14 protein-coding genes are annotated in these 14,468 nt (G+C 64.6%); 8 read left to right on the forward strand and 6 right to left on the reverse strand.

The annotated features are described in order from the left end of the window. Window positions 1-157: 157 nt before the first annotated feature. Window positions 158-1,702, reverse strand: a complete 1,545-nt coding sequence (locus AC13HB_RS10850) for a peptidoglycan DD-metalloendopeptidase family protein (protein ID WP_482949773.1) — start codon at window positions 1,700-1,702, stop codon at window positions 158-160. Between the two features lie 284 nt (window positions 1,703-1,986). Here AC13HB_RS10850 and chpT point away from each other — a divergent pair, with 284 nt between their 5' ends. From chpT to AC13HB_RS10880, 6 genes are all read left to right on the forward strand, one after another. Then, window positions 1,987-2,658 carry a histidine phosphotransferase ChpT gene (gene chpT / locus AC13HB_RS10855; RefSeq protein WP_482949774.1) on the forward strand — a complete coding sequence of 224 codons (672 nt, stop codon included), beginning with the start codon at window positions 1,987-1,989 and terminating at the stop codon, window positions 2,656-2,658. Between the two features lie 119 nt (window positions 2,659-2,777). Then, window positions 2,778-5,552 carry a hybrid sensor histidine kinase/response regulator gene (locus AC13HB_RS10860; protein ID WP_482949775.1) on the forward strand — a complete coding sequence of 925 codons (2,775 nt, stop codon included), beginning with the start codon at window positions 2,778-2,780 and terminating at the stop codon, window positions 5,550-5,552. Further along, on the forward strand, window positions 5,549-6,037 hold the full coding sequence (locus AC13HB_RS10865) for a chemotaxis protein CheW (RefSeq protein WP_482949776.1): 489 nt from the start codon (window positions 5,549-5,551) through the stop codon (window positions 6,035-6,037). Before AC13HB_RS10860 ends, AC13HB_RS10865 begins: the two co-directional genes overlap by 4 nt. A gap of 16 nt (window positions 6,038-6,053) precedes the next feature. Beyond that, window positions 6,054-6,428: a response regulator gene (locus tag AC13HB_RS10870; RefSeq protein ID WP_482949777.1), complete on the forward strand. Its 375-nt coding sequence runs from the start codon at window positions 6,054-6,056 to the stop codon at window positions 6,426-6,428. A gap of 12 nt (window positions 6,429-6,440) precedes the next feature. Beyond that, on the forward strand, window positions 6,441-7,613 hold the full coding sequence (locus AC13HB_RS10875) for a protein-glutamate methylesterase/protein-glutamine glutaminase (protein WP_482949778.1): 1,173 nt from the start codon (window positions 6,441-6,443) through the stop codon (window positions 7,611-7,613). 2 nt (window positions 7,614-7,615) lie between these two features. Continuing rightward, on the forward strand, window positions 7,616-8,452 hold the full coding sequence (locus AC13HB_RS10880) for a CheR family methyltransferase (RefSeq protein WP_482949779.1): 837 nt from the start codon (window positions 7,616-7,618) through the stop codon (window positions 8,450-8,452). A 135-nt stretch (window positions 8,453-8,587) separates the two neighbouring features. Here AC13HB_RS10880 and ctrA read toward each other — a convergent pair whose 3' ends face one another. Further along, on the reverse strand, window positions 8,588-9,283 hold the full coding sequence (gene ctrA, locus AC13HB_RS10885; RefSeq protein ID WP_482949780.1) for a response regulator transcription factor CtrA: 696 nt from the start codon (window positions 9,281-9,283) through the stop codon (window positions 8,588-8,590). Window positions 9,284-9,806: 523 nt separating this feature from the next. Between ctrA and fliI the strand changes: the two genes are divergently transcribed. After that, a complete protein-coding gene (gene fliI, locus AC13HB_RS10890; protein WP_482949877.1) occupies window positions 9,807-11,153 on the forward strand; it encodes a flagellar protein export ATPase FliI in 1,347 nt (448 codons plus the stop codon). After that, complete coding sequence (locus tag AC13HB_RS10895) at window positions 11,150-11,569, forward strand: flagellar FliJ family protein (protein WP_482949781.1); 420 nt, start codon at window positions 11,150-11,152, stop codon at window positions 11,567-11,569. The genes fliI and AC13HB_RS10895 overlap by 4 nt, the downstream gene beginning before the upstream one ends. A 279-nt stretch (window positions 11,570-11,848) precedes the next feature. Here AC13HB_RS10895 and AC13HB_RS10900 read toward each other — a convergent pair whose 3' ends face one another. From AC13HB_RS10900 to AC13HB_RS10915, 4 genes are read right to left on the reverse strand one after another with little or no spacing between them, the layout of a single operon-like run. Beyond that, window positions 11,849-12,256, reverse strand: a complete 408-nt coding sequence (locus tag AC13HB_RS10900; protein WP_482949782.1) for a GFA family protein — start codon at window positions 12,254-12,256, stop codon at window positions 11,849-11,851. Window positions 12,257-12,295: 39 nt separating this feature from the next. After that, the gene (locus tag AC13HB_RS10905) at window positions 12,296-12,643 is read right to left on the reverse strand and encodes a hypothetical protein (protein WP_482949783.1); all 348 of its coding nucleotides are present in this window, start codon (window positions 12,641-12,643) and stop codon (window positions 12,296-12,298) included. Between the two features lie 24 nt (window positions 12,644-12,667). Continuing rightward, complete coding sequence (locus tag AC13HB_RS10910) at window positions 12,668-13,468, reverse strand: nucleotide-binding protein (RefSeq protein WP_482949784.1); 801 nt, start codon at window positions 13,466-13,468, stop codon at window positions 12,668-12,670. Then, window positions 13,465-14,460 (reverse strand): flagellar biosynthesis protein FlhF, encoded by a 996-nt coding sequence (locus tag AC13HB_RS10915; RefSeq protein ID WP_482949785.1) that lies wholly within the window; start codon window positions 14,458-14,460, stop codon window positions 13,465-13,467. The genes AC13HB_RS10910 and AC13HB_RS10915 overlap by 4 nt, the downstream gene beginning before the upstream one ends. Between the last annotated feature and the right edge of the window lie 8 nt (window positions 14,461-14,468).

The following is a 14,468-nucleotide window of genomic DNA, read 5'->3' on the forward strand; positions in this document are numbered from 1 at the left end:
GGGTGGGGCTCGCATTGCCATCCAGCCGCACGCTTACGTGACTTGGGCAAGACAATCTCGAAACGGAGATTTCACCAGGGCCAATGGCCTGCGAGCGGCGGGTATCTCCTGACCCGCCGCTTCACTAGTGCCTTCGGGATGTCCCGTCAATCAGCGCTTATTGGGCACCGGTCCCGGCATCGGCCATCACCGGCGCATCCTCCTCGGCAGCCGGACGCGCGGCGTCGCGGATGGCGAGAATGCGGTCGCGCTCGGCCTCGAAGAGCGGAATTTCGTCTTCATTGAGCTGACGGCCGGTGGGCAAATCGAGCGTCATCGGGTTCACCGGAGTGCCATTGTGATGCACCTCGTAGTGCAGGTGAGGGCCGGTGGAGCGGCCCGTGGTGCCGACATAGGCGATGACCTGGCCCTGCGTCACGCGGGAGCCGGCGCGAATGCCGCGCGCAAATCCGTTCAGGTGGGCATAGGCGGTCTGGTACCCGTTGGCGTGACGAATGCGGACGTAATTGCCGAAGCTGCCGAACCGGTTGGCACGCTCGACGACACCATTGCCGGCGGCATAGACCGGCGTGCCGCGCGGCGCCGCGAAGTCCGTGCCGTTATGGCGGCGCGTATAGCCGAGGATCGGGTGACGGCGGGCGCGGCTGAAATGCGAGGAGAGACGTGCGCCATTGATCGGCGTCAGCATGAGCAGGCGCTGGGCGCTGGCGCCGTCGCCGCTGTAATAGCCGATAATGCCGTCGGGCGTTTCGAAGCGGAAGAATTCCTTCGGCTCGCCGCGGCCGTCATAGCGCGCATAGAGAATATCGCCGGTCCGGGCGACATCGCCCTCGTCGTCGATGAAGCGTTCGAAAACGATATCGAACTCGTCGCCTTCGCGGATGGAGCGCTGGAAGTCGATGGCGTAGGCAAGTACGCCCGCCAGCTCGACGACGACGCGATCGGTCGCGCCGGCATTGAGGGCGTCGACATAGAGCGAGCTGGTGATCGAACCGGTGGCCCGGGCCATTTCACGATCGAACTCGGCGATCGTCTCGCGGGCGCGGAACGCATCTTCGGGAGTTCGGGCGACCGTGATGGATCGTTCGAGTTCCGGACGGAAGGACAGACCGTTCAGGCGCGTTTGGGACTCGTCTTCAGCATTGGTGCGAACTTCTGAATAGAGCCGGATTTGCTCGCCGGCTCGCAGCGAGCGCAGGTCGTAGACCGTACCCAGTGCCGCGATGGCGCGATTGGCTTCGGTCCGGTCGACGCCGGCATTGTCCAGCACCCCCGCCAGCGTGCCGCCGCGCGGTACGCGATGTTCGGACTGGATCAGGGTGGGACAATTGACGCAATCGCTGAAGGCGGCGTCATTGAGCGCGATCGGGTCCGTCGCTGCCGGCCAGGGCATGACCGGATCCGTATTGGGATCCGTGGCCACCGGTGCGTGGGCTGACGGAGATGCGGCTGCAACCGGCGCGGTTTCGGGCGCCGCCGACTCTATCGTGACCGCTGGCGCCTGCTCGCGCGGGGCGGCAGCCTGGACGATCCCGGTTTCCGGAGCGCTCCAGGCCTGCGCGTCGATCGGCGAGGCGTCGCTTACCTGTTCGCCACTGGTCAGCAGGCCGGCGAGCAGCGCCGCGGACAGCGTCAGGCTGGCAAATACAACAAGACCGCGGGTGCGGTGGGAATCGGCACGGGATACGTCAAATCCGGACATGTCGGTGTCCATTACTCCGGTCAGCTATTGAAGACACATCGTGTCAAATGGGTACCAAGCAAATCCCGCGCCGTCCGGTCTGCCGCCATCGTTTCAATTCCGATCGCGGTGCGATCGCCTGGCAGGCATTCCGGGCGTTGCCGGATCTGTCCCCCTGAGCCGGGAACGAATCATGTCTTGGACTGATCCGGTTGCCAAGTCCTTTCCACGGTTATTACCGCGGGCACACGCGTCTGAGTGTGAAAAGGCGGCTGACAAGCCGAGAATCGTGTATCGGTAAACACATGCTTGATGACACGCCCGCCGAACTGGCCGCCGACCAACTTGCTGCGCTGCTGTGCGCGCGGCTCTGCCATGATCTTGTCAGCCCCGTGTCGGCCCTCGGAGCGGCGCTGTCCGTGCTGGACGACGAGGAATCGCCGGACATGCACGATGATGCGCTGGAGCTGGTCCGGGAAAGTTCCCGGCAGGCCCAGGCCAAGCTCGAATTCTCGCGTCTCGCATTCGGCGCCGGCGGTTCGGCGCCGGGCGTTCTGGACACGCGCGACCTCAAGCGCATAACCGAAGCCATGTTTTCGGCGGTAAAGCCGGACGTCGTCTGGAAAGTCGAGACGGCCGGTCTTGAAAAGCAGGCGGCGCGTCTGCTGCTCAATCTCGTCATTCTCGGCGTCGAAGCCGCCCCGCGCGGCGGCACTGTGACGGTCGAGGCCGCGAACTCCGGCGGCGGTGCACGGTTACGCATCGTCTCGGAGGGCAAACGGGCGCGTCTGGACCCGGCCACCGAGGCCGCTCTGGATGGAGAGGCACCGGAAACCGGCTTCGACGGCCGCTCGATCCAGCCCTATTACGCGGGTCTGATCGCGCGCAGCAATGGCGGCCGTGTGAGCGCCATGGCAGACGGCGAGCGAATCGAATTCGTGGCCCTCGTCGCTGCCCCTGAAGGCATGATCGGCTGACCTGTCTGCACTGATAATATCCTATGATCGTTCTGGGCGAATTCTCCTGCCCCAAGCGAACTCTCCGTTAACCAAGGCCTGCCACTTTGCGGTTGAATAGGAACCGTACGGGGCATGCTATGGACGATCTCATCAGTGAGTTTTTGACGGAAACGGCGGAGAGCCTGGACGTCATCGACGCGGAACTGGTGCGTTTCGAGAATAATCCGGAAGACCGGGCTATTCTGGACAATATTTTCCGACTTCTGCACACAGTGAAGGGAACCTGCGGCTTCCTCGGACTGCCGCGCCTGGAAGCGGTCGCCCATGCCGGCGAAACGCTGCTGGGCAAGTTCCGCGACGGCGAGCTGACCGTGTCGCCGCCCATGGTCACGCTGGTGCTGGAGGCGATCGACCAGATCAAGCTGCTGCTCGAATCCCTCGAGCAAACCGGTTCCGAACCGGTGGGCGATGATGCCGAGCTGATCTCGCGCCTCGAGGATGCGGCAATGGGGCGTCTCGAAGATGCGTCCGGCGCCGAGAGCGAGCCGGCCAAGCCGGAAAACTGGGACGATGATCTCGGCCGTGAACTGCGTCCGGGCGAAGTGTCTCTCGCCGATCTCGAAGCGGCTTTCCAGAATGCGACCTCCGAAGAGGATGCTGATCCGGCTGCTGCAAACGAAGCGTCCGACGAACATCTCGGCGTCGGAGATTTCGATCCGGAGCTGGGCCGTGAGCTGCGCCCGGGCGAAGTCTCGGCGGCCGAACTCGAAGCTGCCTTCCAGAGCGCGGAAGTCGACGACGCGGTTGCCCCGCCGCCGGCCAGCGACTTCCTGTCTGCCGACATGTCCAAGGAAGAGGCGCTGCAGAGCGCGATGGCCGAGCTGAAGGGCGCCGATGCGGCGACCGGCGAAGGCGGTCCGCGCGTGCAGCAGACGGTTCGCGTCGGCGTCGACGTGCTTGAATCGCTCATGACAACCGTGTCGGAACTCGTTCTGACCCGGAACCAGCTCATGCAGACGATCCGCGGCCTCGAGGACGACGAACTTAAGGGTCCGCTCCAGCGCCTGTCCGCAGTGACCGGCGAGCTGCAGGACGGCGTCATGAAGACCCGCATGCAGCCGATCGGCGATGCCTGGCGCAAACTGCCGCGCATCATCCGTGACGTGTCCACCGATCTCGGCAAGAAGATCGAGCTGGTCATGGACGGCAATGAGACCGAGCTGGATCGCCAGGTTCTCGAACTGATCAAGGATCCGCTGACGCACATGGTGCGCAATTCCGCGGATCACGGTCTCGAGACGCCCGAACAGCGCGTCAAGGCCGGCAAGCCCGAGAAGGGTACGATCAAGCTGTCCGCCTATCATGAAGGCGGTCACATCATCATCTCCATCGCCGATGACGGTCAGGGCCTGAACACCCAGCGCATCGGCGAAAAGGCGCTCGAAAAGGGTCTGACGACCCATGAAGAGCTGGAGCGCATGAACGAAGCGCAGATTCATCGCTTCATCTTCGCGCCCGGCTTCTCGACCGCCGCCAAGGTCACCAATCTCTCCGGCCGCGGCGTCGGCATGGATGTGGTGCGTACCAATATCGAGCAGATCGGTGGCGTCATCGACGTCAGCTCGACTGCCGGCAAGGGTTCGCATTTTTCGATCAAGATCCCGCTCACTCTCGCCATCGTTTCGGCCCTGATCGTCGGTTGCGACGAGCAGCGCTTCGCGATCCCTCAGCTCGCCGTGCGCGAACTGGTCCGGGTCGGCGCCGGGTCCGAGCACACGGTTGAAAACCTCAATGGTGCCTATGTCATGCGCCTGCGCGACCGGCTCATGCCGATCGTCGACCTGCACGAGGTTCTTGGCGTCGGGCAGGGCTATCAGGGCGGTGACGACGAAACCGGCTTCGTCGTGGTGCTCGATGCGGGCGGACGCAATGTCGGCCTCGTCGTGGACAATGTCCTCGATACCGAGGAGATCGTGGTCAAGCCGCTCTCCGAATCCCTGCGCGGCGTGAACGCCTATTCCGGCGCCACCATCCTCGGCGACGGGTCCGTTATCATGATCCTCGACCCGAACGGCCTCGCCGGAGATATCGTCTCCGCGATGGACGAGGAGGCGTCGATCGATGCGGGTGCCGCGAGCATGGCGGAAGCCGTCGAGACCCAGCGTCTCCTGCTGGTGCGTGCCGGCGGCGTCGAGCCGAAGGCCGTGCCGCTCTCGCTGGTCACGCGACTCGAGGAATTCGATCCGGAAACCATCGAGAGCACGAATGGCCGCCAGGTCGTCCAGTATCGCGGACGCCTCATGCCGATCGTGCCGCTCGGCTCGGAAATCAGCTGCGCAGAAGGCGCGCGCCAGCCGGTGCTGGTCTTCGCCGAAAATCACACGGCGATCGGCCTGGCCGTCGACGAAATCGTCGACGTCGTGGAAGAGCGCGTCGATCTCCAGATGAGCTCCGACAAGCAGGGTGTCATCGGATCGGCTATCATCAAGGGCAAGGCGACCGACGTGGTCGACATCGCCTGGTATCTCGACCAGTCCCGCGCCGGTGAAATCCAGCGCCGTTCGGCCAAGCGCCGCCGCAAGATCCTGCTGGTCGACGCCGACGCCTTCGCGCGCCGCATGATCGCGCCGCTTCTGGCCGCTGCGGGCTATGACGTGACGCCGTCCGGCGGCATGCACGAAATCCGGGCAATCGCCGAAGGCGGCGAGGTGTTCGACGCTCTGGTCGGCGATCCGGGTGCGCTCGAGCGTATCCGCGCGGAAGGCCTCTGGGTCGATCTGCCGGCTCTGGCCGTGACCGACTGGCCGGACGACACCCAGGGCGAAGGCCTGACGCGCGTTCTGCCGCGTTCCGACCGTGGCGCCCTGATCGCTGCCCTGGACGAGTTTTCCCAAGAGGAGAAAGTGGCATGACCACGCATAACAGCGACTCTTCCGAACTCAGCGCCGAGGCCATCAACGAATACGTCTCCGTGCGTATCGGCGATCAGCTCTTCGGCGCCCCGGTCGATGCGATCCGGGAAGTCTTTGCCCCGCAATCCGTGACGTCGGTGCCCCAGGCGCCGGCCGAAGTGGCGGGCCTGCTGAACCTGCGCGGCCGTATCGTAACGGCGATCGACGCGCGCCGCCGGCTCGGCCTGCCGCCGCGGGAGACCACCGAAAGCGGTATGGCGCTCGGAGTCGAGCGTGGTAGCGAAATCTTCGGACTCATCGTGGATAGTGTCGGCGAGGTGCTTCGTCGTCCGCGTGCGGAGCTTGAACCGGTCCCGGCCCATGTCGATGCGAGCTGGCGGTCCATGGTCAAGGGCGTGCACCGGCTCGAAAAGGAATTGCTGGCTGTGCTCGACGTGTCCGCTGTCATCGGTACGGCCGGAAACAAAGCCGAAGTGGCAGCCTAAGAGAGAGGGTCCGGGGATGAAAACCTGCCTGGTCGTGGACGACTCCCGCGTTATTCGCAAGGTCGCCCGCAAAATTATCGAAGAGCTCGACTTCAATTGCGTCGAGGCTGCGGATGGCTCCGAAGCGCTCGAGGCGTGCCGCGAGCAGATGCCGGATGCAGTTCTGCTCGACTGGAACATGCCGGTCATGAACGGGCTCGACTTCGTCAAGGCGTTGCGCCGGGAGGATGCCGGCGACAAGCCGGTCGTCGTGTTCTGCACGACCGAGAACGACATGGCCCACATCACGGAAGCCCTGCGCGCCGGCGCGGACGAGTATGTGATGAAGCCTTTCGACGGCGACATCATCGAGTCGAAATTTCAGCAGACCGGTCTGCTTCGCGCCTCCTAGGGGAGTTTCCTCATGCCGGAACTCGCCAAGGCGGCCTCCGCGACCCCCATCGCAAAAGTGCTGGTCATCGACGACTCCGCGGTCGCCCGTGGACTGATGACGCGCTGGGTCGATGAAGATCCCGATCTCGTCCTTGCAGGGGCTGCCGTCGATGGCGAGCAGGGCTTGCGCAAGGCCGAGGAACTGAAGCCCGACCTGATCGTCCTCGACGTCGAGATGCCGAAAATGGACGGTCTGGAAGCGCTTCCGCTGCTTCTCAAGGCTGTTCCGGGGTCCAAGGTCGTCATGGCTTCGACGCTGACGCGCCGCGGTGGTGAAGTGACGATCCGCGCCCTCTCCATGGGCGCCGCGGATTATGCGCCGAAACCCCAGGCCGGCCGTCTCGCCGGTGCCGAGGAGTTCCGCCGCGACCTTCTTTCCAAGCTGAAGGCGCTCGCGCCGCGCCCGATCCCGCCGGTTCCCACGAGCCGCGATATCGCGCCGCCGGCCCAGCCGCAGGCGCGGACGATTACGGCACCGGCGCCGCGTCCGGCTCCGGCGCGCCCGGCAGCCGCTCCGGCGGCCCGCCCGCCGGTATCTCGTGGTCCTGCTGCGCGCAAGACCGGGCGTCCTCAATTGATCGCCGTCGGATCTTCGACCGGTGGTCCGCAGGCGCTGCGCGATGTCGTCGCCAGTTTCCCGGCCGACCTGACCGCGCCCGTCGTGATCGCCCAGCACATGCCGGCGCTGTTCACGCGCATTCTCGCCGAACACCTGACCAAGGCCGGAAAGCTGGCGTGCAAGGAAGCGGAAGACGGCGAGCGCCTGGCGCCCGGCAAGGTCTATATCGCGCCCGGCGATTTTCACATGACCATTCGCAAGGACGCGGGTGGTTTCTATGCGGTGCTCGACCAGACGCCGCCGATCAATTTCTGCCGCCCGGCCGTCGACCCGCTTTTCCAGTCGGTCGCCGAGGCCACGGGGGGCACGGCGCTCGGCGTCGTCCTGACCGGTATGGGTCATGACGGCCGCGAGGGCGCCCGTATTCTGCGTAATGCCGGTGGCACCGTGCTGGCCCAGGACGAAGCGACGAGCGTCGTCTGGGGCATGCCGGGTGCCGTCGCGGCCGAGGGACTGGCCGACGCGATCCTGCCTCTTTCCGAGGTCGGACCCGATATTGTGCGCCGGGCAAAGGGTGGGCTGTAAAGATGATCCAGAAAGACGATATCCTCTACGTGGCTGAAGAAGCCTACAAGCGGTCCGGCCTCGTTCTGTCCGTGGACAAGGGCTATCTGCTCGAAAGCCGCCTGGCGCCGCTGGCGCGTGCGGAAGGCTTCCCCTCTATCGAGGCGCTGATTGCCGCCGCCCGCCGCGATGGCAGCGGTCGCCTGCTGTGGGGCATTACCGAAGCGCTGGCGACGCACGAGACCTTTTTCTTCCGCGACAACACGCCGTTTGACCTCTTCAAGCAGGAAGTCCTGCCGGTGCTCTCGCGGGCCCGCGGCAAGACCGGTTCGCTGCGCATCTGGTGCGCGGCCTGCTCCTCCGGTCAGGAGCCTTACTCGCTGGCGATGATCCTCGAGGAAGAGCGCGCCCGTCTCGGCAATCTCAAGGTCGATATCGTAGCGACCGACATGGCGCCGCGCGTGCTGGAGAAGGCCAAGGCCGGCGTCTATTCCCAGTTCGAGGTCCAGCGCGGCCTCGCCATCCAGCGACTGGTCACGCATTTCGAACAGAATGGCGACCAGTGGCGGATCAAGCCGAATATCCGGTCCATGGTCCGGTTCGAGAAACAGAACCTGCTCGAGAGCTTCTCCTCGCTCGGCACGTTCGACGTCATCTTCTGCCGCAATGTGCTGATCTATTTCGATGCGGATACGAAGAAGAAGGTGCTCGGGCGCCTCGCGTCGCAGACGGCCGCCGACGGCTATCTCGTCATGGGGGCCGCCGAAACCGTCGTCGGCCTGTCGTCCGAGTTCAAGCCGGTCGAAGGCCGCCGCGGCCTGTACGGCCGTATCGAGACCGCAAAGTCCGCAGCGGCATAAGCCCGGTATTCATCATCAAGGAAAAGCCCCGCCGGATCCGGCGGGGCTACTTCGTATCCGCTCGTGCCGTGAAAAGGCGCATGAAAAAGCCCGGGCCGTGAAGCCCGGGCTTGATCTGGTCGAGAGTGAGGCCGGTCAGGCGGATGCCTTTTCCTCAACCGGGTCGCGCAGCACATAGCCGCGGCCCCAGACCGTCTCGATATAGTGTTCGCCATTGGTGGCAGCGGCGAGCTTCTTGCGGAGCTTGCAGATGAAGACGTCGATGATCTTCAGTTCCGGCTCGTCCATGCCGCCATAGAGATGGTTCAGGAACATCTCCTTGGTGAGCGTCGTTCCCTTGCGCAGGGAGAGCAGCTCGAGCATCTGGTATTCCTTGCCGGTGAGGTGGACGCGCTGGCCTTCCACTTCGACCGTCTTGGCGTCGAGGTTCACAGCGATGGAACCCGTGCGGATGATCGACTGGGAGTGACCCTTCGAACGGCGCACGATGGCGTGGATCCGCGCGATCATCTCGTCCTTGTGGAACGGCTTGGTCATATAGTCGTCCGCACCGCAACCGAGGCCGCGCACCTTGTTATCGATATCGGCATTGCCGGTAAGGATCAGGATCGGCGTGTCGATCTTCGACATGCGAAGCGTCTTCAGCACATCAAAGCCCGGCATGTCCGGAAGGTTCAGATCGAGCAGGATGATGTCGTAATCATACAGCTTGCCCAGATCGACGCCTTCTTCGCCCAGGTCGGTCGTATAGATGTTGAAGCCGTCGGACTTCAGCATGAGTTCGATGGACTGTGCGGTTGCCCGATCGTCCTCGATAAGAAGAACCCGCATGGTTCGCCTCCGGTTTTCGCTACCCGGGCGAATCAGTCCCGCCCGGCCTCACCTCGTGATTAACCTTATTTGGACGCTAGGCGGAAACCCTTAACGAAAGTTAACTGCGCCTTGACCGCAGTCCGGAATCGTCAGGATAGCGAATTCTTGCTCGCGATGTTGATTCGCAAATCACGTTAACCAATCAGGGGTTAACGCGCGGGTTCCGGCATGAGAAAGGGCGTGAATCCTCGCAATTATCAAATATGCCGCGCATAAAGTATTCCGGAAAATGGCCCGGAAATCCCTGCTGGCGCGCGAGATTCAAGACGAAATGGCGGCGTTCCGGATCGGCATTTTTTTCCACATCTCTTTTCGATCGTATCGAGACTCACTTTAGGAATCGGAGTCCGGGTGCCAGGGAATCGTCACCAATTTACGCTGCAAATTCTGCCGCCCGTTTACGTCGGAGCAACCGCAGTCCGGTATTGTCATCGTGAACGTGGCGCAAACGCCACATCCCGAAAGGCGGAAAAGCCGCATGATGCAGACCCTGATCGATCGCATTGAGCGTCTCGACGAGCGTGTCCTGGAAGGACGCGTGACGGCGCTGAATGGTCTGCTCGTCGAAGCCGAGGGGCCGAAAGCCGGCCTTTCTCTTGGCGCACGCGTCACGATCGACACGTCTCATGGTCCGGCGGAATGCGAAGTCGTCGGGTTCCGCGGCGAGACCGCGCTGATGATGCCGTTCGGTCCGCTCGAGGGCGTCCGCCCCGGTGCCAAGGCTCTGCTGCAGCCGGAAGCCGCGCGTGTCCGCCCGTCCAAAGACTGGCTCGGGCGCGTGCTCGACGGTTTCGGCCGTCCGCTCGATAGCGGCCCCGCCCTCCATGAAGGCAATGTGCCCTATCCGCTGAAGGGCAACCCGCCCAGTGCCCATGGTCGGGCCCGTCTGGGCGAAAGGCTGGACCTGGGTGTGCGGGTGCTCAATTCATTCGTTCCGATGCGCCGCGGCCAGCGGCTCGGCATTTTCGCCGGCTCCGGCGTCGGCAAGTCCGTGCTCATGTCCATGCTGGCCCAAGCCTGCGATGCCGACGTCATCGTTATCGGCCTGATCGGCGAGCGGGGCCGCGAGGCCCGCGAATTCGTCGACGACGTGCTTGGTCCGCAGGGCCGCGCCCGGTCCGTCGTCATTACCGAAACCTCCGACGCGCCGGCCCTGGCGCGCCGGCAGGCTGCGAACCTGACCCTGACCGCGGCCGAGTATTTCCGCGATCAGGGCCTGGACGTCCTCTGCCTGATGGACAGTGTGACCCGCTTTGCCCTTGCACAGCGCGAGATCGGCCTTGCCGCGGGCGAGCCGCCGACCACGCGCGGCTATACGCCGTCCGTCTTTGCCGAGCTGCCGCGTCTGCTGGAGCGGGCCGGTCCCGGTCCCGAGCGGACCGATGGCGGCAAGCAGGGCTCGATCACGGGCCTGTTCACCGTGCTGGTGGATGGCGACGACCATAACGAACCGATCGCCGACGCCGTGCGCGGCATCCTGGACGGTCACGTCGTGATGAGCCGGGCGATCGCCGAACGCGGCCGCTATCCGGCGATCGACGTGCTCAAATCCGTCAGCCGGACCGCGCCGGAAGTCTATGAAGAACACGAGCGGCCGCTGGTCGCGGAGGCGCGCAAGCTGTTGTCGGCCTATGCCGACATGGAAGAATTGATTCGTCTGGGAGCCTATTCCCAGGGATCCAACCCGGCCGTGGACCGGGCGATTGCTCTCAACGATCCGTTGGAAGCATTTCTGGGGCAGGGAAAAGACGAGGCGGCGGATATTCCGACGACCTTCGCCACGCTGTCGCAGATCCTGAGTGGTGGTGGTGAAGGAGTGCGGACATGAGCCGATCGCATGAACCCTTGATCCGGCTGGCCCGGTTCAAGGTCGAGGAATTGCAGAAACAGATGGCCGAGCTCGATCGCTCGCGCAGCGCCCTGATCGGTCAGATCGAGCGCCTCGAAGCGTCGGTGCCGGAAGAACAGGCTGCCGCGACGGAATCGAAGGAAGGCTTCATCGCCTACGGTTCCTATGCCCAGGCCGTGATCAAGCGGAAGGAAAACATCCGGCTGTCGCTCGACGAGGTCGAGGTTCAGGCCGATGCCCTGCGCGACCGCCTCTCCGAGGCCTATCAGGAGCTCAAGAAGTACGAGCTTCTCGAAGAGCGCCGGCTGGCTCATGCCCAGCAGGCCATGCGGGCTGCCGAACAGGAAGAGCTCGACGAGATCGCCACCATCCGCCACCACCGCCGGTCGCACTGACCGGCTAAGGTGGAGGGGTAGGCGCTAGGATTCCTGCGTTCAGCTGATATCGAAGAGATTTGCACGTCCCGGCACGCTCACGCCTGCGAAACGACGTTCGAAGTCTTCATCGCGCACATTCTCGATACCGGCTTTGAGACTGAGCCCCGACGCAGCTAACGGCCGCCAGCGGGCATAGATATCCACCACTGCAAAGCCGCGATGCCGGCCTTTCCCGACGCCAGGTTTTTCTGAATAGCCAGATCGAGCAGATCGAACCGTCGAACCCGCGACGCCATGTCAGCCGGGCAGGCCGTCGAAACGTTCCGCACCGGCAAGCCGGGCTTCCCAGTCAGCCTGATCGCTGCAGCAGATATGGGCTGTCGGTGAGATCGATACCGTCGTGTCCAGGCACCCGGCGGGGACGACGAGCAGGGCGCCGTTCATCTGCGCGCCGGGCAGCGCAGACCCACACGCCTCGCAAAAGCTTTTCTGATGCCGTGTGCCGTCGAGCCGGAACGTCTTTACATGATCGCGCCCCGCCAGCCATTCCAACTTGGCCGAAGTCGAAAAGAGGTTCGCCGCATGAGCCGAGCCGGTATCCTTCCGGCATCGCGAACAATGGCACAGATAGAAGCTCTCGAACTCGCCCACTATCTCGAACCGGACAGCGCCGCAGAGGCAGGCGCCCTGGTGATTGGCGGTCATGCAGTCTGCTCCATCACTCGGGGGCTGCGGCCCCGTCCATCAGCGCCCGTAGCGGCGTTTGGCCCAGTAGATGGCGCCGATCGAGATCATGTAGATGGCCAGCCGCATCAGGATGACTATTCCGCCCCTGTCGTCGAGCCTCGAGTAGGCGATCTCAAATCCGATATCAAATGCGAAATCGAGCGGCACACCAGTCGCCCAGCGGTCGATGAACTCGTAGAAGAAAGGTGCGGCCGCATCGGCCATGAAGGCGATGGCTGCGGCGCCGGGCCATTGCGCCCATTTGCGCATGATCAGCGCGGCCACCAGAGACAGAACGATGATCAGCCACCAGTCGAACGGCGTGAAGCCGGCGGCGAGACGCTCCCCGAACGTATCGTACAACATGAACTATTTCCCCCTGCGGGGAGTTTAGGCGGCTTCCCGTCCGCGCGCCAGAGTGCCCGTGAGGGCCTGCAGGTCCTTGGAGGCCTCGCAATTGGGCGAGCGCAGCGAGACGCAGGTCTGGGCGCGAATGGCGGCCGGCACGGCCGGGTCCTTGCGGATGATGCCCGCCAGTTTCGGCGTGAAGCTGAGGAAGCTTTCGCAAGTCTTCTTGAAGGCGTTGAAAGCCTCGTGGGCCGCGGCCTGGCTGGGTGCGTTGTTGATCACCACGAGCGGGCTGGCGCCGTCATCGTGCAGGCGCAGCGTCTTCACGAAGGCATAGGCGTCGGTCAGCGAGGTCGGCTCGTCATTGATGACGATGATGACGTCGTCCGCCGTCAGGGCGAGGCGAATGGTCGCCCGGTCCGCGCCGGCGGCGAGATCGAGCAGGGACCGGTCGTAGGAGAGCGACAGCGCCGCCACGCCGGTCGCCAGCTTGGTCAGGCCCGGTCCGGAGAGATTGGCCAGCGCGCCGGATCCGGAACGGCCGGAAATCACGTCGAAGCCGCCGTTTTCAGTGGCGCCGCCCATGGCCGGACAGACGGCATCGGCCAGCGAGATCTTGCCGTTGAGCACGGTGGTGATGTCTGCACGCGGCTGCAGGCCGAGCTGCACGTCGATATTCGCCATGCCCAGATCGCCGTCCATGAGCAGGGTGCGCTCGCCCATCTGCGAGAAGGCGCGGGCCATGCCGATGGAGAGCATGGTCTTGCCGACCCCGCCCTTGCCGGATGCGATGGCGAGGATGCGGCCTGCCGAATGATCCTGCGGCGCGGAAGCGATTTTCATAGCTCATCCTCTTCGAAGGGCGTGTCGCGGTCCTCGATCAGGACGCGGGCAAGTCGCAGCGGGGTGGCCGGTGCCAGACCGCCGCCGATAAAGGGGGTGGACGAGATCTGTGCGAAGGCCAGTCCCGTTTCGCCGACGCCCAGGATGGCACCGAGACGGCGGGCGCAGTCCAGCTTGACCGGAATGGCCCGGCTGGCGCCGATCGAGGCGAACAGCGAGGCGGCGTCCTCGGCGTCTTCCGGGGTCAGGCCGGCATCGAAGACGTAGACGATCTCCGCGCTGGCGCTGTCGGCGAAGGCGAGGGTCATGTCCAGATCGTCGAGCTCGAACGGATTGACGGCCGGACTGTCGATCAGCACCGGACCGGTCAGCTCCGCCACGGCATCGACCATTTCGCGCGGGTCGTCGACCGTCTTGAAGCCGGCGCCCATGCGGCGGGCGAGGGATTCGAGGCGGTCGTCGGCGCCGGCGCGTTCGCCGTCGCACGAGATCAGGGTCGGCTTGGCGCCGGCGGTGATGGCACGCGCCGCCGTCTTGGCCAGGGCCGAGGTCTTGCCGACGCCCGGCGTTCCCGCGAACAGGACAGGATGTTCCGGAATGGCCGGCATGGGCTGGAACGTGTAGCGGGACTCGATGGCGTGGGCGAGGCGCGACACCGCGTGACCGTCCGTCAGATCGTGAGCCGAGCGGATCAGGGCCTGGGCCGCCGCGCCGGGTGCCCGGTGGAAGCCGAGCGCGCGGATCACGCGGTCCAGATCGCTGTCCTCGCGCAGGCCCCGCTCGATCTCCTGTTCCTCATTGAGGCGTTCGGAGCGCTCGCGAACGGGCTCGGCCGGTTCGGGCATATAAGTCGTTTCCGCGGCCGCACGTACCTGGACGCCGCCCTCGGGGCCGTCGGATGTTGCGATGATCACCGCATCGGGACCCATTTCACGGCGCACATCCGCCATGGCTTGAGTCAGGGATTGGGCGGCGAAGGTCTTAAGGCGCATGGCTCAGA

This window comes from Maricaulis sp. B-26, from assembly GCF_056857855.1.

What these genes read in the sequence shown, in the direction of transcription:
- chpT (WP_482949774.1), top strand. Translation starts at nt 1,987, where the DNA reads ATGCTTGATGACACGCCCGCCGAACTGGCCGCCGACCAACTTGCTGCG.
- AC13HB_RS10870 (WP_482949777.1), top strand. Translation starts at nt 6,054, where the DNA reads ATGAAAACCTGCCTGGTCGTGGACGACTCCCGCGTTATTCGCAAGGTC.
- AC13HB_RS10910 (WP_482949784.1), bottom strand. Translation starts at nt 13,468, where the DNA reads ATGAAAATCGCTTCCGCGCCGCAGGATCATTCGGCAGGCCGCATCCTC.
- AC13HB_RS10915 (WP_482949785.1), bottom strand. Translation starts at nt 14,460, where the DNA reads ATGCGCCTTAAGACCTTCGCCGCCCAATCCCTGACTCAAGCCATGGCG.
- AC13HB_RS10860 (WP_482949775.1), top strand. Translation starts at nt 2,778, where the DNA reads ATGGACGATCTCATCAGTGAGTTTTTGACGGAAACGGCGGAGAGCCTG.
- AC13HB_RS10850 (WP_482949773.1), bottom strand. Translation starts at nt 1,702, where the DNA reads ATGTCCGGATTTGACGTATCCCGTGCCGATTCCCACCGCACCCGCGGT.
- AC13HB_RS10880 (WP_482949779.1), top strand. Translation starts at nt 7,616, where the DNA reads ATGATCCAGAAAGACGATATCCTCTACGTGGCTGAAGAAGCCTACAAG.
- AC13HB_RS10865 (WP_482949776.1), top strand. Translation starts at nt 5,549, where the DNA reads ATGACCACGCATAACAGCGACTCTTCCGAACTCAGCGCCGAGGCCATC.
- AC13HB_RS10900 (WP_482949782.1), bottom strand. Translation starts at nt 12,256, where the DNA reads ATGACCGCCAATCACCAGGGCGCCTGCCTCTGCGGCGCTGTCCGGTTC.
- ctrA (WP_482949780.1), bottom strand. Translation starts at nt 9,283, where the DNA reads ATGCGGGTTCTTCTTATCGAGGACGATCGGGCAACCGCACAGTCCATC.
- AC13HB_RS10895 (WP_482949781.1), top strand. Translation starts at nt 11,150, where the DNA reads ATGAGCCGATCGCATGAACCCTTGATCCGGCTGGCCCGGTTCAAGGTC.
- AC13HB_RS10905 (WP_482949783.1), bottom strand. Translation starts at nt 12,643, where the DNA reads ATGTTGTACGATACGTTCGGGGAGCGTCTCGCCGCCGGCTTCACGCCG.
- fliI (WP_482949877.1), top strand. Translation starts at nt 9,807, where the DNA reads ATGCAGACCCTGATCGATCGCATTGAGCGTCTCGACGAGCGTGTCCTG.
- AC13HB_RS10875 (WP_482949778.1), top strand. Translation starts at nt 6,441, where the DNA reads ATGCCGGAACTCGCCAAGGCGGCCTCCGCGACCCCCATCGCAAAAGTG.